We start from the raw sequence: 15,426 nt of genomic DNA, 5'->3' as shown, positions 1-15,426 counted from the left end.
CGGTGTCCCGTCCCTCTACGGCACGACGACGATCTTCCGGCCCACCCCTGACGCGAACTGCTCCAGCGCCTGCGGGTACCGCTCCAGCGGAATGCGGTCACTGATGAAGATCTCCGGGTCGAGGACACCGCCCGCGAACAGCTCCGCCGCCCGCTCGAAGCTGTGCAGCACCGCCATCGAGCCGGTGATGGTGATCTCCTGGTTGTAGATGCGGTAGGGGTCGATCGTCACGCGGGTCGCGTAGTCGGCCACGCCGAACTGCAGAAACGTGCCGGCCTTGGCCACCCGGTCCAGACCGTCCTGGATGGCCGCCGCGTTGCCGGTGGCGTCGACGACCAGGTCCCAGCCCTGCGGGCGGTCCAGTTCGTCGGGGTTCGCCGCCGACGCCGAGACGCCCAGGCGGCGGGCCGTCTCCAGGCGGGCCGGGTTCACGTCGACGACGTCCACGCTCGCCGCGCCGGTGCGCTTGGCCAGCTCCAGCATCATCAGGCCCATGGTGCCGGAGCCGTAGATCAGCACGTGCGCGCCGAGACGCGAGCGGAGCACGTCGTAGCCGCGCACCGCGCAGGACAGGGGCTCGACGAGCGCCGCGTCCTCGGTGCGGACGTGCTCGGGGAGCTTCACGCAGTTGGCCACCGGGGCCACCGCGTACCGCGCCGCGCCTCCGGCCGTGGTCACGCCGATCGCGGCCCAGCGTTCACAGAGGTTGTTGTGGCCGGTACGGCAGTAGCGGCACTCGTAGCAGTACAGGGACGGGTCCACCGCGACCCGGTCACCCACCGAGAGTTCCGTGACCCGGGTGCCCACCCCGACGACCTCGCCGGCGAACTCGTGCCCGGGCACGATCGGCAGTTTCGGGGCGAACTCCCCCTGGAGGATGTGCAGGTCGGTTCCGCACAGGCCGCAGGCCGCGACCTCGACCACGACCTCCCGCGGGCCGGGCGCCGGGTCGGGGACCTCGGCGACGACGGCCTTGCCCACGGACTCGATGACGGCGGCCTTCATTTCACGGCTCCCAACGACAGGCCCTGGACCAGCTTGTCCTGGGCGGCGAACCCCGCGGCGAGCACCGGCAGGGAGATGACGAGCGATGCGGCACACACCTTCGCCAGGAACAGGCCCTGACTGGTGATGAAACCGGTCAGGAAGACGGGGGCGGTCTCGGCGACCACGCCCGTGAGCACCCGGGCGAACAGCAGCTCGTTCCAGCTGAAGATGAAGCAGATCAAGGCGGTCGCGGCGATACCGGGGAGGGAGATCGGGGCGACCACGCGCGCGAGGACCGTGGGCAGCCGGGCCCCGTCCACCCTCGCCGCCTCGATCACCGCGACCGGGATCTCGGCGAGGAAGGACTGCATCATCCACACCGCGATCGGCAGGTTCATGGAGGTGTAGAGCACGACCAGCAGCCAGATGTTGTCGAGCATCCCGGCGTTCTTGGCGAACAGGTAGATCGGGAGCAGGCCCGCCACGACCGGCAGCATCTTGGTGGACAGGAAGAAGAACAGCACGTCCGTCCACTTGCGGACCCGGTTGATCGACAGCGCGTAGGCCGCCGGGAAGGCCAGCAGCAGGACCAGCAGCGTCGAGGCCACGGAGGCGACCGTGGAGTTGATCAGGGCGGGCCAGGGGCTGGCGCCGCCGCCGGCGCCGAAGAACTCCCTGTAGCCGTCCAGGGTGAGGGCGGCCGCGAAGGAGGGCGGGTTGGTGGCGGCGTCGGACTCCGAGTGGAACGACGTCAGCGCCATCCACGCGATGGGCAGGAAGAACACGATCCCGGCCAGCCAGGCCAGCAGGCCCAGGCCGTTACGGCGTACGACGCTCATGCGCGGGACACCTCCTCGCGGAACAGGGACGACACCACGCGCAGGGCGAAGGTCGCGATGACGATCGAGCCGATGACCACCAGGACGCCCGCGGCCGAGGCGAGGCCGTTCTCATGGGCCTGGTAGAAGCTCTGGTAGACGGTGTAGGGGAGGTTGGCGGTGCCGAGGCCGCCGGACGTGATCGTGAAGACCGCGTCGAAGTTCTGGACGATGTAGATCGAGCCCAGCAGGGCGCCCAGTTCGAGGTAGCGGCGCAGGTGCGGCAGCGTCAGATGGACGAAGATCTGCCAGTCGCTCGCGCCGTCGACCCGGGCCGCCTCGATCTGCTCGTGGTCGCGGCTCTGCAGTCCGGCGAGCAGGATCAGCATCATGAACGGCGTCCACTGCCAGACGAGGGACGCCTCGACGGCGAGCAGCGGGGTGTTCGAGATCCAGTCGGGTTGTGGGCCGCCCACATAGTGCAACAGTCCATTGAGCAGGCCGTATTCAGGGTTGTAGAGCACATGCTTCCAGAGCAGGGCCGCGGCGACCGGCACCACCAGGAAGGGCGCGATGAGCAGGGTGCGGACGATGCCGCGGCCGCGGAACCTCCGGTCCAGCAGCAAGGCGAGGACGAGTCCGAGGACGAGGCTGGCCAGGACCACCGCCACCGTCAGCAGCACCGTCGTCCCCACCGAGTGGCGCAGGTCCGGGTCGGTGAGCACCTCCTGGTAGTTGTCGACGCCGGTGAAGTGCCGGGCGTCGGGATAGAGGGCGTTCCAGTCGAAGAAGGAGATCACCAGTGTGGCCACGAAGGGCAGCTGGGTGACGACGATCATGAAGATCAGGGCGGGCAGCAGCGGGGCCCGGGTGGCCCAGGCACGCAGCCGGGCGGAGGGCCGGCGGACGGGGCCGGGTATCTCGGGGGAGGCCACGGGGGCCGTTGTCGTGGCGGTCATCGTCCCTCGTACTCCTCGGAGATCTTCTCGGCGAGCGCCTGGGACTTCGTCAGGGCCGACTCGACGGACTGGCGTCCGGCGATGGCCGCGCTGATCTCCTGGGAGACCTTGGTGCCGAGGTCGGTGAACTCGGGGATGCCGACGAACTGGATGCCGGGCGCGGGCCGCGGCTGGACGCCGGGATCGTCGGGCCGGGCGCCTTCGATGGCCTCCTTGGTCATCTCCTGGAAGGCGGCGGCCTCTTTGCGGTAGTCGGCGTTGGCGTAGGTCGACGCCCGCTTTCCGGCCGGGACGTTCGACCAGCCGACCCGGTCGCCGACCAGCTGCTCGTAGCCCTTGCCGGACGCCCAGGAGACGAACTTCCAGGCGTTGTCGGGGTTGCGGGAGGCCTGCTGGATGCCCCAGGCCCAGGTGTAGAGCCAGCCGGAGGACTTCGTCTTCTCGACGGGGGCGGGGGCGTAGCCGACCTTGCCCTTCACGGGGGAGTCCGCCGCCTCCAGGGATCCGGCCGCGGAGGTGGCGTCGTACCACATGGCGACCTTGCCCTGGGTCATGTTGTTGAGGCACTCGGCGAAGCCGGACTGGGCGGCGCCGGACTCGCCGTGCTCACGGACCAGGTCGACATAGAACTTCGTCGCCTTTTCGAAGGCCGGGGAGTCGAGCTGTGCCTTCCAGTCCTGGTCGAACCAGGTGCCGCCGAAGGTGTTGACGACCGTGGTGAGCGGGGCCATGACCTCGCCCCAGCCGGGCAGGCCGCGCAGGCAGATGCCCTTCATGCCCGGTTCGGCGCCGTCCGTCCTCGCCGCGAGGTCCGCCACCTGCTGCCAGGTGGGGTGCGCGGGCATCGTCAGGCCGTTCTTCTCGAACACGTCCTTGCGGTACATCAGGAACGACGACTCGCCGTAGAAGGGCTGGCCGTAGAGCTTGCCGTCGTCGCCGCTGAGGGACTGGCGCATCGGCTTGAGGACGTCCTGCTCGTCGTAGCCGGGGTCTTCGGCGACGTAGGAGTTCATCTCGCGCAGCCAGCCGTTGCGGGCGTAGATCGGTATCTCGTAGTTGGACAGGGTGGCGACGTCGTACTGGCCGGCCTGGTTGGCGAAGTCCTGGCTGATCTTGTCGCGGACGTCGTTCTCTGGCAGGACCGTGAAGTTGACCTTGATGCCCGTCTCCCGGGTGAAGTGGGCGCGGGTCAGCTTCTGCAGCTCGACCATCTGGGGGTTGTTGACCATGAGGACGTTGATGGCGTCGCCGCCGGATCCGGCCCCGCCCGCGCCGACCCAGCAGCCGGAGAGCAGCGGGGCGAGCAGCGTCCCTGCGGCGGCCAGGGCGAGCGGGGCTCGCGGTGGCCGTCGTCGGCTCTGGGTTCGCATGGATCGCTCCTGGAAGGTATGGGGAGACAAGAAGGTATGGGGAGATAAGGGGCGCGACAGGGCGCGGCTGCGCCCGGTGGGACGGGGGGAGGAGTGGATCAGACGCGGATGACCTGCGGTCCGAGCAGCGAGTAGCGGTGGGCCTCGGAGGCCGGGAGCAGGGTGCTCGTCACGATCGTCTCCAGCGCGCCGACCTCGGCGAACCGGCAGAAGCTGACGGCTCCGAACTTGGTGTGCACGCCGGCGAAGACCACACGCCGGGCGGCCCGGATGGCCTGTGCCTTGACCTCGCTGACGGCCGGGTCGGGGGTGGTGAGGCCGTGTTCGCGGGAGATGCCGTTGGCGCCGATGAACGCCAGGTCGACGACGAAGCCGGCCAGCATCTTCGTCGTCCAGTGGTCGACGGTGGCGAGGGTGCCGCGCCGTACCCGGCCGCCGAGCAGCAGCACGCAGACGTGCTCGGCCTCGGCGAGGGCGCCGGCGACCGGCAGGGACGCGGTGACCACGGTCAGCGGCCGGTCCCGGGGGAGTGCTTCGGCGATGAGCTGCGGGGTGTAGCCCTCGTCGACGAAGACGGTCTCGGCGTCGCCGAGGAGTTCGGCCGCGGCGGCCGCGACCCGGCGTTTCTCGGGGACGTGGCTGGTGGCGCGGAAGGCGAGCGTCGTCTCGAAGCCGGCGCTCTCCACGGGGTAGGCGCCGCCGTGGGTGCGGCGGAGCAGGCCGTGGTCCTCCAGGACGCGCAGGTCCCTTCGTACGGTTTCCTTGGCGACGCCGAGTTCCGCGGCGAGCGTGGTGACGTCGACCGAGCCGGTGGTGCGGGCGGTCCGTACGATCTCCCGCTGGCGTTCTTCCGCGGTTCTGGTCATGGGCTCACCCGCCTTGCTGTGCTGTCTGCCCGTTCGGGCCTCCTGGGGGAAAGTTCTACAGCGGGTGGTGCGGGGTGACCAGGCCTGATCCGGGCCCGATGCTGCCCGCGTGTGCCCGTTCGGGCGGGGCGGCCCCCTCGGCTCGGGTGGTGTGGGGTGCGGCGGCCGCGGGTGCGTCGTGGCTGGTCGGGCAGTTCCCCGCGCCCCTGGCGTGGTCCTGTCGCGCCTACGGCCGGGACACGGTCCGTGCCCGGACAGGGCTGCGGGCGGGCCCGTTCGGTGCCCGCCCTCCTCCGTGGCGATCGTTTTCGGTCAGTACGGCCAGATCGGCGGGTCCGTCACGAACCGGCCGCCGAGGTAGGCGTGCGCCTCGTTGCCGTCCTGCAGATCGCCCTGCTCGGCGATGAGCTTCTCGGCGTAGGGCTCGGAGTCGTCCTGCGGTTCGTAGCCGAGGGCCCGGGCGGTGCCGAGGTCCCACCACAGGCGGGTGTTGGCGGAGGAGCCGTGGACGACGGTGTGGCCGACGTGCTCGGCGGTCAGGGCCGCGTGGAAGAGGCGGGCGCCGTCGGCGGGGCTCATCCACACCGAGAGCATGCGCACACTGGTCGGCTCGGGGAAGCAGGAGCCGATGCGTACCGAGACCGTCTCCAGGCCGTGCTTGTCCCAGTAGAACTGCGCGAGGTCCTCCCCGAAGCACTTGGAAAGGCCGTAGAAGGTGTCCGGGCGGCGCGGGGTGTCGACCGGGATGAGGGGGTCGTCGCCCCGGGGGCGCGGGGTGTAGCCCACGGCGTGGTTGGAGGAGGCGAAGACGATCCGGCCGACGCCCTGCTCGCGGGCGGCCTCGTACAGGTGGTAGGTGCCCTCGATGTTGGCCTTGAGGATCTTCTCGAAGGGGGCTTCCAGGGAGATGCCCGCGAGGTGGAGGACCGCGTCGACGTCCCGGACGGCCTCGCGCACGGCGCCCCGGTCGGCCAGGTCGGCGGTGATCGCGTCGGGCTCGCCCTCGACCGGCCGCAGGTCCAGCAGGCGCAGGTCGTAGCCGTAGGCCGGGAGCAGGTCCCGCATCAGGGTGCCGAGGCCGCCGGCGGCTCCGGTGAGCAGGACGGTGCGGGGAGCGGGCATCCACGGATCTCCTTGATCGCGGCCGTACTGTGCGCCATCGTACACATGAGCGCACAGTATTCATATCCGTGGACACGCTAAGGAGGCGGGCCGGAGCCCGTCAAGCAGGGCGCGGAGGGAGTGAATACGCAGGTGTGTCGCGGGTGTGCGCGCTTGACCGGCGCAAGGGGGCGCCCTAGCGTGGAGACGTTCAGAAATATGGACGCCAATCATGAATATGGAACCGGGAGAGCTCGTGACGTCAGCCCCTCTCGCCGCTCGACTCGGCATCCCCAGCGGACCGCTGTTCTTCCCGGTCACCGCCTTCGGCCCCGACGGCTCCGTGGACCTCGACACCTTCCGCACGCACGTCCGGCGCGGGGTAGAGGCCGGAGCCGCCGCCGTGTTCGCCTGCTGCGGCACCGGCGAGTTCCACGCGCTGACACCCGAGGAGTTCGAGGCCTGTGCACGGGTCGCCGTCGAGGCCACCGACGGGCGTGTGCCCGTCGTCGCCGGCGCCGGGTACGGCACCGCGCTCGCCGTGCGCTACGCCCGCCTCGCCGAGGCCGCCGGGGCGGACGGACTGCTCGCCATGCCGCCCTACCTCGTCGTCGCCGGGCAGGAGGGGCTGCTGCGGCACTACCGCGAGGTGGCCGCCGCCACCGCCCTGCCGGTCATCGTCTACCAGCGCGACAACGCCGTGTTCACCCCGGAGACGGTCGTCGGGCTCGCCCGCACGGACGGGATCATCGGCCTCAAGGACGGGCTCGGCGACCTCGACCTCATGCAGCGCGTCGTCAGCGCCGTCCGCACCGAGGCCCCTGGCGACTTCCTCTGCTTCAACGGCCTGCCGACCGCCGAGCTGACCCAGCTCGCCTACCGCGCCCTCGGCGTCACGCTCTACTCGTCCGCCGTGTTCTGCTTCGCCCCGGAGATCGCTCTGGCCTTCCACCAGGCCCTGCGGACCGGCGACGACACCACCGTGGAGAAGCTGCTCGACGGCTTCTACCGCCCGTTCGTGGAACTGCGCGCCCGAGGCCGCGGCTACGCGGTCGCGCTGGTCAAGGCCGGTGTACGGCTGCGCGGCCTGGACGTCGGGGAGGTGCGGCCCCCGCTGCACGAACCGGACGAGGGCCATGTGAAACAGCTCGCCGACGTGATCGAGCGCGGCTACGCGCTGCTGGAGGAGACCAAGTGAAGCTGCCGGAGCAGACCACGTGAAGGCGTCGACATTCGTCTACCCCTGGGACGTCAACGGCGACCCGGAGGCACCCGCGCGGATCGCCGCGCTCGGCGTGGCCCAGGTGACGCTCGCCGCCGCCTATCACTCCACGCGCGCCCTCACACCCCGCCACCCGCGCCACCGCATCGTCACCGCCGAGCACGCCGCCGTGCTGTACCCGGCGGGCGACCGCTGGGAGGGCCGGGAGCCGCGCCCCTACCCGGCCGGTGACTGGGCCCCCGGCGACGCCTTCGGTGAGGCCGCCGCCGCCCTCGCCGGAGCGGGACTGGAGGTGCACACCTGGGTCGTCCTCGCGCACAACTCCCGCCTCGGCGCCGAGCACCCCGGCACCTCGGTCGTCAACGCCTACGGCGACCGCTACCCCTGGGCTCCGTGCATCGCACAGCCCGCCACGCGTGCCTACCTGACCGACCTGGCGGCCGAGGCGGCCGTCCGGCCCGGGGCGCGCGGCACCGAGCTGGAGTCCCTCGGCTGGTACGGCCTGCAGCATCTGCACGCCCACGACAAGACCGGCGGCGTCGGACTCGGGGAGGCCGGGCAGTACCTGATGGCGCTGTGCTTCTGCCCGTCCTGCCGCGAGGGCTACGGCCGGCACGGCCTCGACCCCGACGAGCTGGCGACCGCAGTACGGGCCGCGCTGGAGCCGGTGTGGCAAGGGGCGGCGCCGTCCGACGGAGGCTGGCCGGGCATCGAGAAGCTCCTCGGCGAGTCCCTCGCGCACACCACGCGCGCGTACCGCGACGACACCGCCCGCACCCTCCAGGAGCAGGCCGTCGCCGCGGTCCGGGACGCCGCTCCCGACGGCTTCCAGGTGCTGCTGCACGCGGATCCGGTCTCGTACCACGTCGGCGCCAACCCGGGGGTCGATCCGGCGCACATCCTCTCCGTGGCGGACGGCGTGGTGGTGCCCTGCGCGGGCGGCACCGGCACACTGACACCGTTCGCGCGGCAGGACCGCGCGGGCGCGGTCATCGCCGCCCACTTCCCCGTCGTCGCGGGCATGGGCGGCAGCCCCGGCACCCTCGCCGCCGACGCCGCCGAAGCACGCCGGCAGGGGGCCACCGAACTGCGGCTGTATCACGCCGGGCTGGCGTCCGACGGCGACCTGGGGGCCGTCCGCTCCGCCCTCGCCGGGCTCTGACCCAGCGCGACCGCCGTCACCAGCAGGGCCACGCCCAGGGCCACCAGCACCAGTCGGTGGCTCACCAGCTCCACCAGGGCCGCTCCGGCGGCCAGCCCGACCACGTTCGGCGCGTACACCAGGGTGTGGGCGGTGGCAGTGACCCGGCCCAGCAGCGCGCCCGGCGTCTCACGCTGCACGGACGTCAGCGCGGCGATCAGCACCGCGGGCAGCCCCATGCCGATCGCCGCGCCGCACACCAGTGCCACCGGGTCCCACGGCACCGCCCGCAGCGCCGTCGCCAGAGCCAGCAGGGCGACGCCGGACGCCGCGAAGCGCCGCGTCCCCAGCCGGCGCAGGCCGGGGCCGCAGAGCAGCCCGACCACGAGGGAACCGGCGCCCTGCACGGCGTACAGCACGCCGGTGTACGTGGGGGAGTGCCCGAGGTCGTCGACGACGGCGTACACCATGGCCCCGTTCAGGCCGGCACACAGCATCGTGACGCCCCCCGCCAGGACCAGGGGGCGCAGCACGGGGTGCGCCCACAGATGCCGGGCGCCCGCCATGGTGCGCCGCCGACCGCTGCCGGTGGGCCGGGCCGGCCTGCTCTCCCGCACCCGCAGCATCGCGTACAGCCCCGCGGCCAGTACGAACGTCGCCGCGTCCAGGAGGGCGACACCCGGACCGCCGTACGCCGCGTAGAGGCCCGCGCCCGCCGGCGGGGCCAGGAGCTTCATGGCCTCGTTGGCGGTCATGCGCAGGCCGTTGAAGTCGCCGAGCAGGGACGGTTCGATCGCGGTCGCCACGAGCGCCGACTCGGCGGCGTCGTGGACGACGCCCGTGGCGCCGTACACGAACAGCACCGCGTACAGCAGCCACAGGTCGGCCGTGGTGCCGACGCCCAGGAGGGTGAGCAGGAGGGCGGCCGGCAGCAGGTTCGTGCCGATCAGCAGGGGTCTGCGGCGGCCGCGGTCGGCGAGGGTGCCCAGCAGCGGGCCGGCCAGGGTCGGCAGCCACATGGCCAGCATGCACAGCGCGGCCAGGCCGTCCGAGCCGGTCAGGTCCTTCACCCACACCCCGGACGCCAGCCACAGGGCCGAGGTGCCGAAGCCGGAGACCACCACGCCGCACAGGTAGAGCCCGGCGTCGCGGTCGCCCAGGACGCGCACGAGGGGCCAGGTCGTCTTGGTCGTCATACCTGGCCATCGTGGGGCTAAGGGCCCTGCCGAGGGATCGGGAAGGTGCCTTAGTTCCCGCCAGAACGGGGCAGGCGGGAGGCGGTGATCAGTCCCCTCGCGAGGCGAGCATCTCCCCGAGCTTGCCGAGGCCCTGGATCCAGCCTTCCTCGTGGAGGGCCAGCCGCCGCTCGGTGGCGAAGTCACCCTGGTCGAGGATGAGCTGGGACCGTCCGACGTCGGTGTCGAACAGTGACAGCGTCACCACGGTCTCCCGGTCCTCGGGGTCGGGGTCCTCCCAGCGGAAGGTGTACGCCAGGCCCACCGGGGGATCGACGTCGATGTATTCGCCCACCAGGTGGAAGAGCTCGCCTTCCGGGGGCTGCATCGCGATGCGGTAGGCGCCACCGGGGCGGAGGTCGATCTCCACGCCCGGGGTGCTGAACCCGTCCGGGCCCCACCAGCGCGCCACTTCCACGGGGTCGGTCAGCTCCCGGAACACGCGCGTGGCTTCGTCCGCCAGCTCGCACTCCAGATGCAGTCTCAGCTCGCCGTCCTGTGCCATGACGCACCACCCGCCACCGAAGGTGCCCGGAACAACCCCTCCGCACATTTTAGGGAGGCCGGCCGGGGTCCACGATCCCGAAGCGATGAGTTCCGCGGCCGGCGCCGGTCCACCCTCCCAGGACCGCACTTCTGAGGAGCAGGTATGACCGACACCACCGGGACGATCCTCGACCTCGGCCCACAGACGGAGGCCGTGGCGCAGCTCGTGGCGGGCGTCACCGACGAACAGCTGGCCCATCCGACGCCCTGCCCCGCGTACGCGGTGCGGCATCTGCTCGGCCACCTGGCGGGGCTGGCCGCCGCCTTCCGGGACGCCGCCCGCAAGGACCTCGGCGCCACGACCGACACCAGCCCGGGCTCCGCGCTGCCGGAACTCGCCCCCGGTTGGCGCGAGGAGCTGCCCGACCTACTCGCCGAACTGGGCGAGGCCTGGCGCGACCCGGCCGCCCGGACCGGCATGACCCGGGCCGGGGGCGTCGACCTGCCCGGCGAGGTCGCCGGCCTCGTCGCCACCGACGAACTGGTCGTGCACGGCTGGGACCTGGCCCGCGCCACCGGACAGCCCTACAGCCCCGACCCGGCCGCACTGCGCGTCTGCCACGACTTCCTCGCCGCCTCCGTCGACGACCCCGGGCGCGGCGCCGTCTTCGGTCCGGTCGTCACCGTCGAGGCGGACGCGCCCCTGCTGGACCGCGCGATCGGGCTGAGCGGGCGGGACCCGCGGTGGACGCGCTCCGCGTAGAACGCGCCGCCCTGTCCCCCTTGGCAACGTCGACCTGCTCTACACCCTGACCGGCGGCGGACCCGCGGGCGAGACCACGACGCTGCCGCTGTACATCGCCGACACATCCGTCGCTCGTCCCGTTCCGACGCGGAACACCTCGGCACCGGCGCCCGGCAGGCCGACCGGGCGGTGGCCCGCGGCGCGGGGGCGGGGAGGCTTCCGGGGACCGGCCGCATCATCGACGCCATGAACACCCCTGCGAGCACCCCGCTGCCCCTCGTCCTCGCCGGTGCCCGCGGTCACGGCCGCTGGCACGTCGAGAACATCCGCCGGCTCCAGAGGCAGGGCCTCGTACGGCTCGTCGGCGTCTGCGAACTGACGCCGCTGACCGAGGAGGAACTCGGCGACCTGGGCACGCCCGAGCAGTCCGCCGACTTCGGAGCCCTGCTGGAGGCCACCGGCGCGCGGATCGCCGTGATCTGCACCCCCATCCCGACCCACACCGACCTCGCGCTGACGGCGGCCGGACGTGGGGTGCACCTCCTCCTGGAGAAGCCGCCCGCCCCCTCCTACGCCGAGTTCCGCCGGATGGCCGACGGGGTGGCCGAGGCCGGGGTCGTCTGCCAGATCGGCTTCCAGTCGCTGGGGTCACACGCCCTGACGGCCGTGCGCGAGCTGATCGAGAAGGGCGCGATCGGGCGGCTCGTCGGCCTCGGCGGGGCCGGTGCCTGGGTGCGCGACGAGGACTACTTCAAGCGGGCCCCCTGGGCGGGCAAACGACGGCTGAACGGCGTCGACGTGATCGACGGGGCGCTGACCAACCCCCTCGCCCACGCCGTCGCCACCGCCCTCGCCCTGGGCGCCAGCACCCGCGCCGAGGATGTCACCGGCATCGAGACCGAACTGCTGCGCGCCAACGCCATCGAGTCCGACGACACCTCCTGCGTCCGGATCACCACCGCCCAGGGCCACCCGGTGACGGTCGCCGCGACCCTGTGCGCCGAGGAAGCCGACGAGCCGTACGTCCTGGTGCACGGCAGCAGCGGCCGCATCACCTTCTGGTACAAGCAGGACCGCGTGCTGCTCCAGCGCGCGGGACACGGCCCGGAGGAGTCCGAGCACGGCCGCACCGACCTGCTGGAGAACCTCGTCGACCACCTCACCACCGGCGCGGACCTGCTCGTCCCGCCGGACGAGACCGGCGCGTTCATGAAGGTCGTCGAGGCCATCCGCACCGCCCCCGACCCTGAGCCCCTGCCGGACACCGCCTGGCACCGCGTCCCCGGCGAGAACCGCCGGGCCGTCCCCGGCATCGACGGGTTCGTCGCGGCCGCCGCCGACACCCTCTCCCTCTACTCCGAGCTCGGCGCCCCCTGGACGCGCCCGTCGAACGAGGTGAGCACCCCATGACCGGCAACGGCACGACGGTCCTGCGCGTCACGGGCCGGCCGGTCGGCCGCCACGTCACCCGGCCCGAGCCGCCGGCCCGGCGGAAAACCCTTCTCTCGCAGGGGCTTGCTCGCAGTGGGAAGCCGATGCCGTACCTGTGAGGCTCACCGCCGTACCGGCTCGATCCCCTCCAGCGTCGGCACCACGGGCTTGACGGTGCCGTCGGCCGCGAACTCCATGCGGTCGACGGTCGTCTCGCGGTGCATGCCGTCGCCGCCCGGCAGACCGGGGCCGTTGAGGGCGAAGCGGTGGTAGACCATGTACCAGTCGTCGGTGCCCGGGGTGTTGACCACCGAGTGATGGCCGGTGGCGAGGATGCCGTACTCGGGCCGCTTCTCGAGGATCGTCCCGCGCTTGGTCCACGGGCCGAGCGGGGACGGACCCGTCGCGTACGCCACGTGGTAGTTCTCGCTGCGTGTGTCGTCCTCGGACCACATGAAGTAGTACGTGCCCTTCCGCTTGATCACGAAGGAGCCCTCGCGGAAGTCGTCCGGGGTGGTGTCCTTCACCTTCGAGGCGTCGAAGGACACCATGTCGTCGTTGAGCGGCACCACGTAGCCGTGGCCGTTGCCCCAGTACAGGTAGGCCCGGCCGTCGTCGTCCGTGAAGACCGCCGGGTCGATCATCTGGCCCTTCAGCGCACCGCCCTTGGCGACCAGGGGCTTGCCGAGCGCGTCCTTGAAGGGGCCGGCGGGGGAGTCGGCCACCGCCACGCCGATCTGCTGCTCGGCGCAGAAGTAGAAGTAGTACGTGCCGTTCCGTTCGGCGATCGCGGGGGCCCAGGCGTTCTTGTCGGCCCAGCTCACGTCAGGACCGAGGTCGAGGATGACGCCGTGGTCCTTCCAGTCGACCAGGTCCTTCGACGAGTACGCCTTGAACCTGGTGCCGCTCCAGCCCTGGAAGCCGTCCGTCGTCGGGTAGATCCAGTACCGGCCGTTCAGGTAGTGCACGTCGGGGTCGGCGTTCAGGCCCGGCAGCAGGGGACTGCGGGTGGGCACCGCCTCGACCGTCCAGGTGCGCTTGCTGCCGTCGGCGGCCGTCACCGTGTACTTCTGCGGCGTGCGGAAGTCGCGCCGGGTGCCGGACTTCGGGCTCAGCTTCGCGCCCGCACCGACCCACAGCCTCGGGGCGAGGCTCCGCAGTCCGGCGTCCGGCTCCATGGGCAGGACGACCTTCGAGGCGCTGTCCGTGACGATCGCGTAGCCCTTCTGGTGCCCGGCCGTCGCGTCCACGACCGAGGCGGGGGTGGAGGGGTAGGCGGCCAGCAGACGGTCGTACTCCTGCTGCGTCACCGGCAGGACGGTGCCGTGCCGGGGGCTCGCCGGGAGCTGGTAGTTCGTGGACGGGGTCCACCTGCCGGAGGCGAGGTCGGTGGTCTCGAAGGGCACGTAGCCGCGACCGCCGTACTCGTCGATGAACAGGTACCACTTCTTCTCGGTGTTCGACTTGAACACCGTCGGGCCCTCGCCGCGGTCCATCGCGCCCTTGCCGATGCAGTCGGCCACCAGGTCGTACGTCGTCGACGTCAGCGAGGTCGACTTCTCGCCGGTGATGAACTTCGAGCAGGGGCTGGAGGAACTCGGGTCCCGCTCGTCCTTGGTGTAGCGGTAGTACTGGTCCTTGTCCTTCACGACCGTGGAGTCGATCACCGAGTAGCCCGGGTCGTTCCAGACCTTCGGCTCGCTGAAGGTGCGGAAGTCCTTCGTGGTCGCGTACAGCATCTTGTTGTACGTGTCGCCCTTGTGGTCCGGGTCGTCGTCGGCGTACAGCTTCGACGCCCAGAAGACGACGTACGAGCCGAGGTCGTCGTCCCAGTAGGCCTCCGGGGCCCAGGTGTTGCCCGCGTTGTCGGGGGAGACCTTCACCAGGCGCTGTTCGGTCCAGTGGACCAGGTCGGTGGACTCCCAGACCATGATCGACTTGCTGCCGTGCCGCTGGACGTCGTCCCAGCTGCCGCTGGAGTTCTGGTACATCCGCAGGTCGGTGGCGATCAGGTAGAACGTGTCGCCCTTGGGGGAGCGGATGACGAACGGGTCGCGCAGGCCCTTCTCGCCGGTCGTGGACGTCAGCACCGGCTTTCCGGCGTTCAGCTCACGCCAGTGCAGCGGGTCGTTGCCGCGGCTGAGGGCGTAGCGGATCTGCTCGCCGTCGGCGGTGCCCTCACCGGTGAAGTAGGCGAAGAGATAACCGGCGTACGTGCTGCTGTGCTTCACGGGTGGGGCTCCCGGGTCCGCGGTGCTGGGCGGTGCCGTGAGGAAGGCCAGGAGGAGACCGGCCAAGGCCAGGAACGGGAGCAGGAGCGTGCGGGCGATGCGGGGGCGCATGACACTTCCTGTCGGAGTGTGGGGGGTTCTGTTCGATAGTGGCCCTCGGAGTTTCACCGGAGGGGGCGCAGCGCGTCAACGGGTCTGCGTGAGGCCGCAGTTTCCGAAAACTTTCGGGACACTCGGGGGTGCCGGTGCGTGAGTCGGAACGTCTTTGCGGGGCTGCGGCGACCGGGTTCGTAGCCCGCGGCGGATACGGCGACGCCCCCGCCGGTGCGTATCGGCGGGGGCGTCCTGCCGGCCGGCCGAGGGGGGCTCGGCCGCTACCGTCCGGCCGTCCGGAGGGGGGCTCCGGACGGCCGAGGTGCCGGGGTGTCCGACTGGGGGGTCGGACACCCGGCGGTTCCGGTCGGCCCAAGGGGGGACGAGGGCCGACCGGAGTCACTGGGGACGAGGCCCTACTGGTAGCCGATGTCGCAGGCCGTGAACTTGCAGGCCTCGCCGTCCGGCCCGGGCGGCGTCGGCTCCTTGGGCTCCTTGCCGGTGTTGTTGCCGTCGAAGACCCACGGGCGACCTCTCCTCCAGCGGCTACGGGCGCTCCCGGCCGGCGCACCCTGTGGCTGTCATGTAGATGACATGTGACCATCCGGGGGGAGGCCCGGACGAGATCGGGAAGCGTAGCAGCGATCGACGGATGGTTCGTACGGAGCTTCGAACAGCGTATGGCGGGCCGGACTTCGATTTCGTAACACGAAGAAAACCTGAACGTGGTTCAACACGACG

The 15,426-nt window shown here is 71.5% G+C and carries 14 protein-coding genes; 5 read left to right on the top strand and 9 right to left on the bottom strand.

The features are described from left to right. Window positions 1-15: 15 nt before the first annotated feature. From ACFZDI_RS27780 to ACFZDI_RS27755, 6 genes are all read right to left on the bottom strand, one after another. A complete protein-coding gene (locus ACFZDI_RS27780) occupies window positions 16-1,005 on the bottom strand; it encodes a zinc-dependent alcohol dehydrogenase family protein (protein ID WP_234849958.1) in 990 nt (329 codons plus the stop codon). Continuing rightward, window positions 1,002-1,826 carry a carbohydrate ABC transporter permease gene (locus ACFZDI_RS27775; protein ID WP_234849957.1) on the bottom strand — a complete coding sequence of 275 codons (825 nt, stop codon included), beginning with the start codon at window positions 1,824-1,826 and terminating at the stop codon, window positions 1,002-1,004. The genes ACFZDI_RS27780 and ACFZDI_RS27775 overlap by 4 nt, the downstream gene beginning before the upstream one ends. Continuing rightward, window positions 1,823-2,764, bottom strand: a complete 942-nt coding sequence (locus ACFZDI_RS27770; protein ID WP_234849956.1) for a carbohydrate ABC transporter permease — start codon at window positions 2,762-2,764, stop codon at window positions 1,823-1,825. The genes ACFZDI_RS27775 and ACFZDI_RS27770 overlap by 4 nt, the downstream gene beginning before the upstream one ends. Beyond that, window positions 2,761-4,134 (bottom strand): extracellular solute-binding protein, encoded by a 1,374-nt coding sequence (locus tag ACFZDI_RS27765; RefSeq protein ID WP_391254036.1) that lies wholly within the window; start codon window positions 4,132-4,134, stop codon window positions 2,761-2,763. The genes ACFZDI_RS27770 and ACFZDI_RS27765 overlap by 4 nt, the downstream gene beginning before the upstream one ends. Window positions 4,135-4,232: 98 nt before the next feature. Next, window positions 4,233-5,000, bottom strand: a complete 768-nt coding sequence (locus ACFZDI_RS27760) for a DeoR/GlpR family DNA-binding transcription regulator (RefSeq protein ID WP_234849954.1) — start codon at window positions 4,998-5,000, stop codon at window positions 4,233-4,235. A 312-nt stretch (window positions 5,001-5,312) separates the two neighbouring features. Beyond that, window positions 5,313-6,122 carry an NAD-dependent epimerase/dehydratase family protein gene (locus ACFZDI_RS27755; RefSeq protein WP_391254033.1) on the bottom strand — a complete coding sequence of 270 codons (810 nt, stop codon included), beginning with the start codon at window positions 6,120-6,122 and terminating at the stop codon, window positions 5,313-5,315. Between the two features lie 235 nt (window positions 6,123-6,357). Between ACFZDI_RS27755 and ACFZDI_RS27750 the strand changes: the two genes are divergently transcribed. Both ACFZDI_RS27750 and ACFZDI_RS27745 read left to right on the top strand, forming a co-directional pair. Continuing rightward, on the top strand, window positions 6,358-7,299 hold the full coding sequence (locus tag ACFZDI_RS27750) for a 5-dehydro-4-deoxyglucarate dehydratase (protein ID WP_391254032.1): 942 nt from the start codon (window positions 6,358-6,360) through the stop codon (window positions 7,297-7,299). A gap of 19 nt (window positions 7,300-7,318) precedes the next feature. Next, window positions 7,319-8,485, top strand: coding sequence for a hypothetical protein (locus tag ACFZDI_RS27745; RefSeq protein WP_391254030.1), 1,167 nt, complete (start codon window positions 7,319-7,321; stop codon window positions 8,483-8,485). Here ACFZDI_RS27745 and ACFZDI_RS27740 read toward each other — a convergent pair. Beyond that, window positions 8,422-9,660, bottom strand: coding sequence for an MFS transporter (locus ACFZDI_RS27740; RefSeq protein ID WP_391254028.1), 1,239 nt, complete (start codon window positions 9,658-9,660; stop codon window positions 8,422-8,424). The two genes, ACFZDI_RS27745 and ACFZDI_RS27740, sit on opposite strands and share 64 nt — an antisense overlap. A gap of 88 nt (window positions 9,661-9,748) precedes the next feature. Further along, window positions 9,749-10,204 (bottom strand): SRPBCC domain-containing protein, encoded by a 456-nt coding sequence (locus ACFZDI_RS27735; protein WP_391254026.1) that lies wholly within the window; start codon window positions 10,202-10,204, stop codon window positions 9,749-9,751. 144 nt (window positions 10,205-10,348) lie between these two features. Between ACFZDI_RS27735 and ACFZDI_RS27730 the strand changes: the two genes are divergently transcribed. From ACFZDI_RS27730 to ACFZDI_RS27720, 3 genes are all read left to right on the top strand, one after another. Next, on the top strand, window positions 10,349-10,948 hold the full coding sequence (locus ACFZDI_RS27730) for a TIGR03086 family metal-binding protein (RefSeq protein ID WP_391254024.1): 600 nt from the start codon (window positions 10,349-10,351) through the stop codon (window positions 10,946-10,948). 228 nt (window positions 10,949-11,176) lie between these two features. Next, window positions 11,177-12,340, top strand: a complete 1,164-nt coding sequence (locus tag ACFZDI_RS27725; RefSeq protein ID WP_391254023.1) for a Gfo/Idh/MocA family oxidoreductase — start codon at window positions 11,177-11,179, stop codon at window positions 12,338-12,340. Beyond that, the gene (locus tag ACFZDI_RS27720) at window positions 12,337-12,480 is read left to right on the top strand and encodes a hypothetical protein (protein ID WP_391254021.1); all 144 of its coding nucleotides are present in this window, start codon (window positions 12,337-12,339) and stop codon (window positions 12,478-12,480) included. The genes ACFZDI_RS27725 and ACFZDI_RS27720 overlap by 4 nt, the downstream gene beginning before the upstream one ends. Before the next feature lie 3 nt (window positions 12,481-12,483). Here the strand turns inward: ACFZDI_RS27720 and ACFZDI_RS27715 are convergent, their stop codons facing one another. Continuing rightward, window positions 12,484-14,703: a family 43 glycosylhydrolase gene (locus ACFZDI_RS27715; protein ID WP_391254019.1), complete on the bottom strand. Its 2,220-nt coding sequence runs from the start codon at window positions 14,701-14,703 to the stop codon at window positions 12,484-12,486. Between the last annotated feature and the right edge of the window lie 723 nt (window positions 14,704-15,426).

Origin of the sequence: Streptomyces sp. NPDC007907, from assembly GCF_042959365.1 — a bacterium.
Taxonomy (GTDB): domain Bacteria; phylum Actinomycetota; class Actinomycetes; order Streptomycetales; family Streptomycetaceae; genus Streptomyces; species Streptomyces indiaensis.
This window is presented reverse-complemented; position numbering and strand designations above follow the sequence as displayed.

Excerpts from the sequence above, each read along its gene's own strand:
- ACFZDI_RS27730 (WP_391254024.1), top strand. The coding sequence starts at position 10,349 with ATGACCGACACCACCGGGACGATCCTCGACCTCGGCCCACAGACGGAG.
- ACFZDI_RS27760 (WP_234849954.1), bottom strand. The coding sequence starts at position 5,000 with ATGACCAGAACCGCGGAAGAACGCCAGCGGGAGATCGTACGGACCGCC.
- ACFZDI_RS27775 (WP_234849957.1), bottom strand. The coding sequence starts at position 1,826 with ATGAGCGTCGTACGCCGTAACGGCCTGGGCCTGCTGGCCTGGCTGGCC.
- ACFZDI_RS27780 (WP_234849958.1), bottom strand. The coding sequence starts at position 1,005 with ATGAAGGCCGCCGTCATCGAGTCCGTGGGCAAGGCCGTCGTCGCCGAG.
- ACFZDI_RS27740 (WP_391254028.1), bottom strand. The coding sequence starts at position 9,660 with ATGACGACCAAGACGACCTGGCCCCTCGTGCGCGTCCTGGGCGACCGC.
- ACFZDI_RS27765 (WP_391254036.1), bottom strand. The coding sequence starts at position 4,134 with ATGCGAACCCAGAGCCGACGACGGCCACCGCGAGCCCCGCTCGCCCTG.
- ACFZDI_RS27715 (WP_391254019.1), bottom strand. The coding sequence starts at position 14,703 with ATGCGCCCCCGCATCGCCCGCACGCTCCTGCTCCCGTTCCTGGCCTTG.
- ACFZDI_RS27725 (WP_391254023.1), top strand. The coding sequence starts at position 11,177 with ATGAACACCCCTGCGAGCACCCCGCTGCCCCTCGTCCTCGCCGGTGCC.
- ACFZDI_RS27735 (WP_391254026.1), bottom strand. The coding sequence starts at position 10,204 with ATGGCACAGGACGGCGAGCTGAGACTGCATCTGGAGTGCGAGCTGGCG.
- ACFZDI_RS27720 (WP_391254021.1), top strand. The coding sequence starts at position 12,337 with ATGACCGGCAACGGCACGACGGTCCTGCGCGTCACGGGCCGGCCGGTC.
- ACFZDI_RS27755 (WP_391254033.1), bottom strand. The coding sequence starts at position 6,122 with ATGCCCGCTCCCCGCACCGTCCTGCTCACCGGAGCCGCCGGCGGCCTC.
- ACFZDI_RS27770 (WP_234849956.1), bottom strand. The coding sequence starts at position 2,764 with ATGACCGCCACGACAACGGCCCCCGTGGCCTCCCCCGAGATACCCGGC.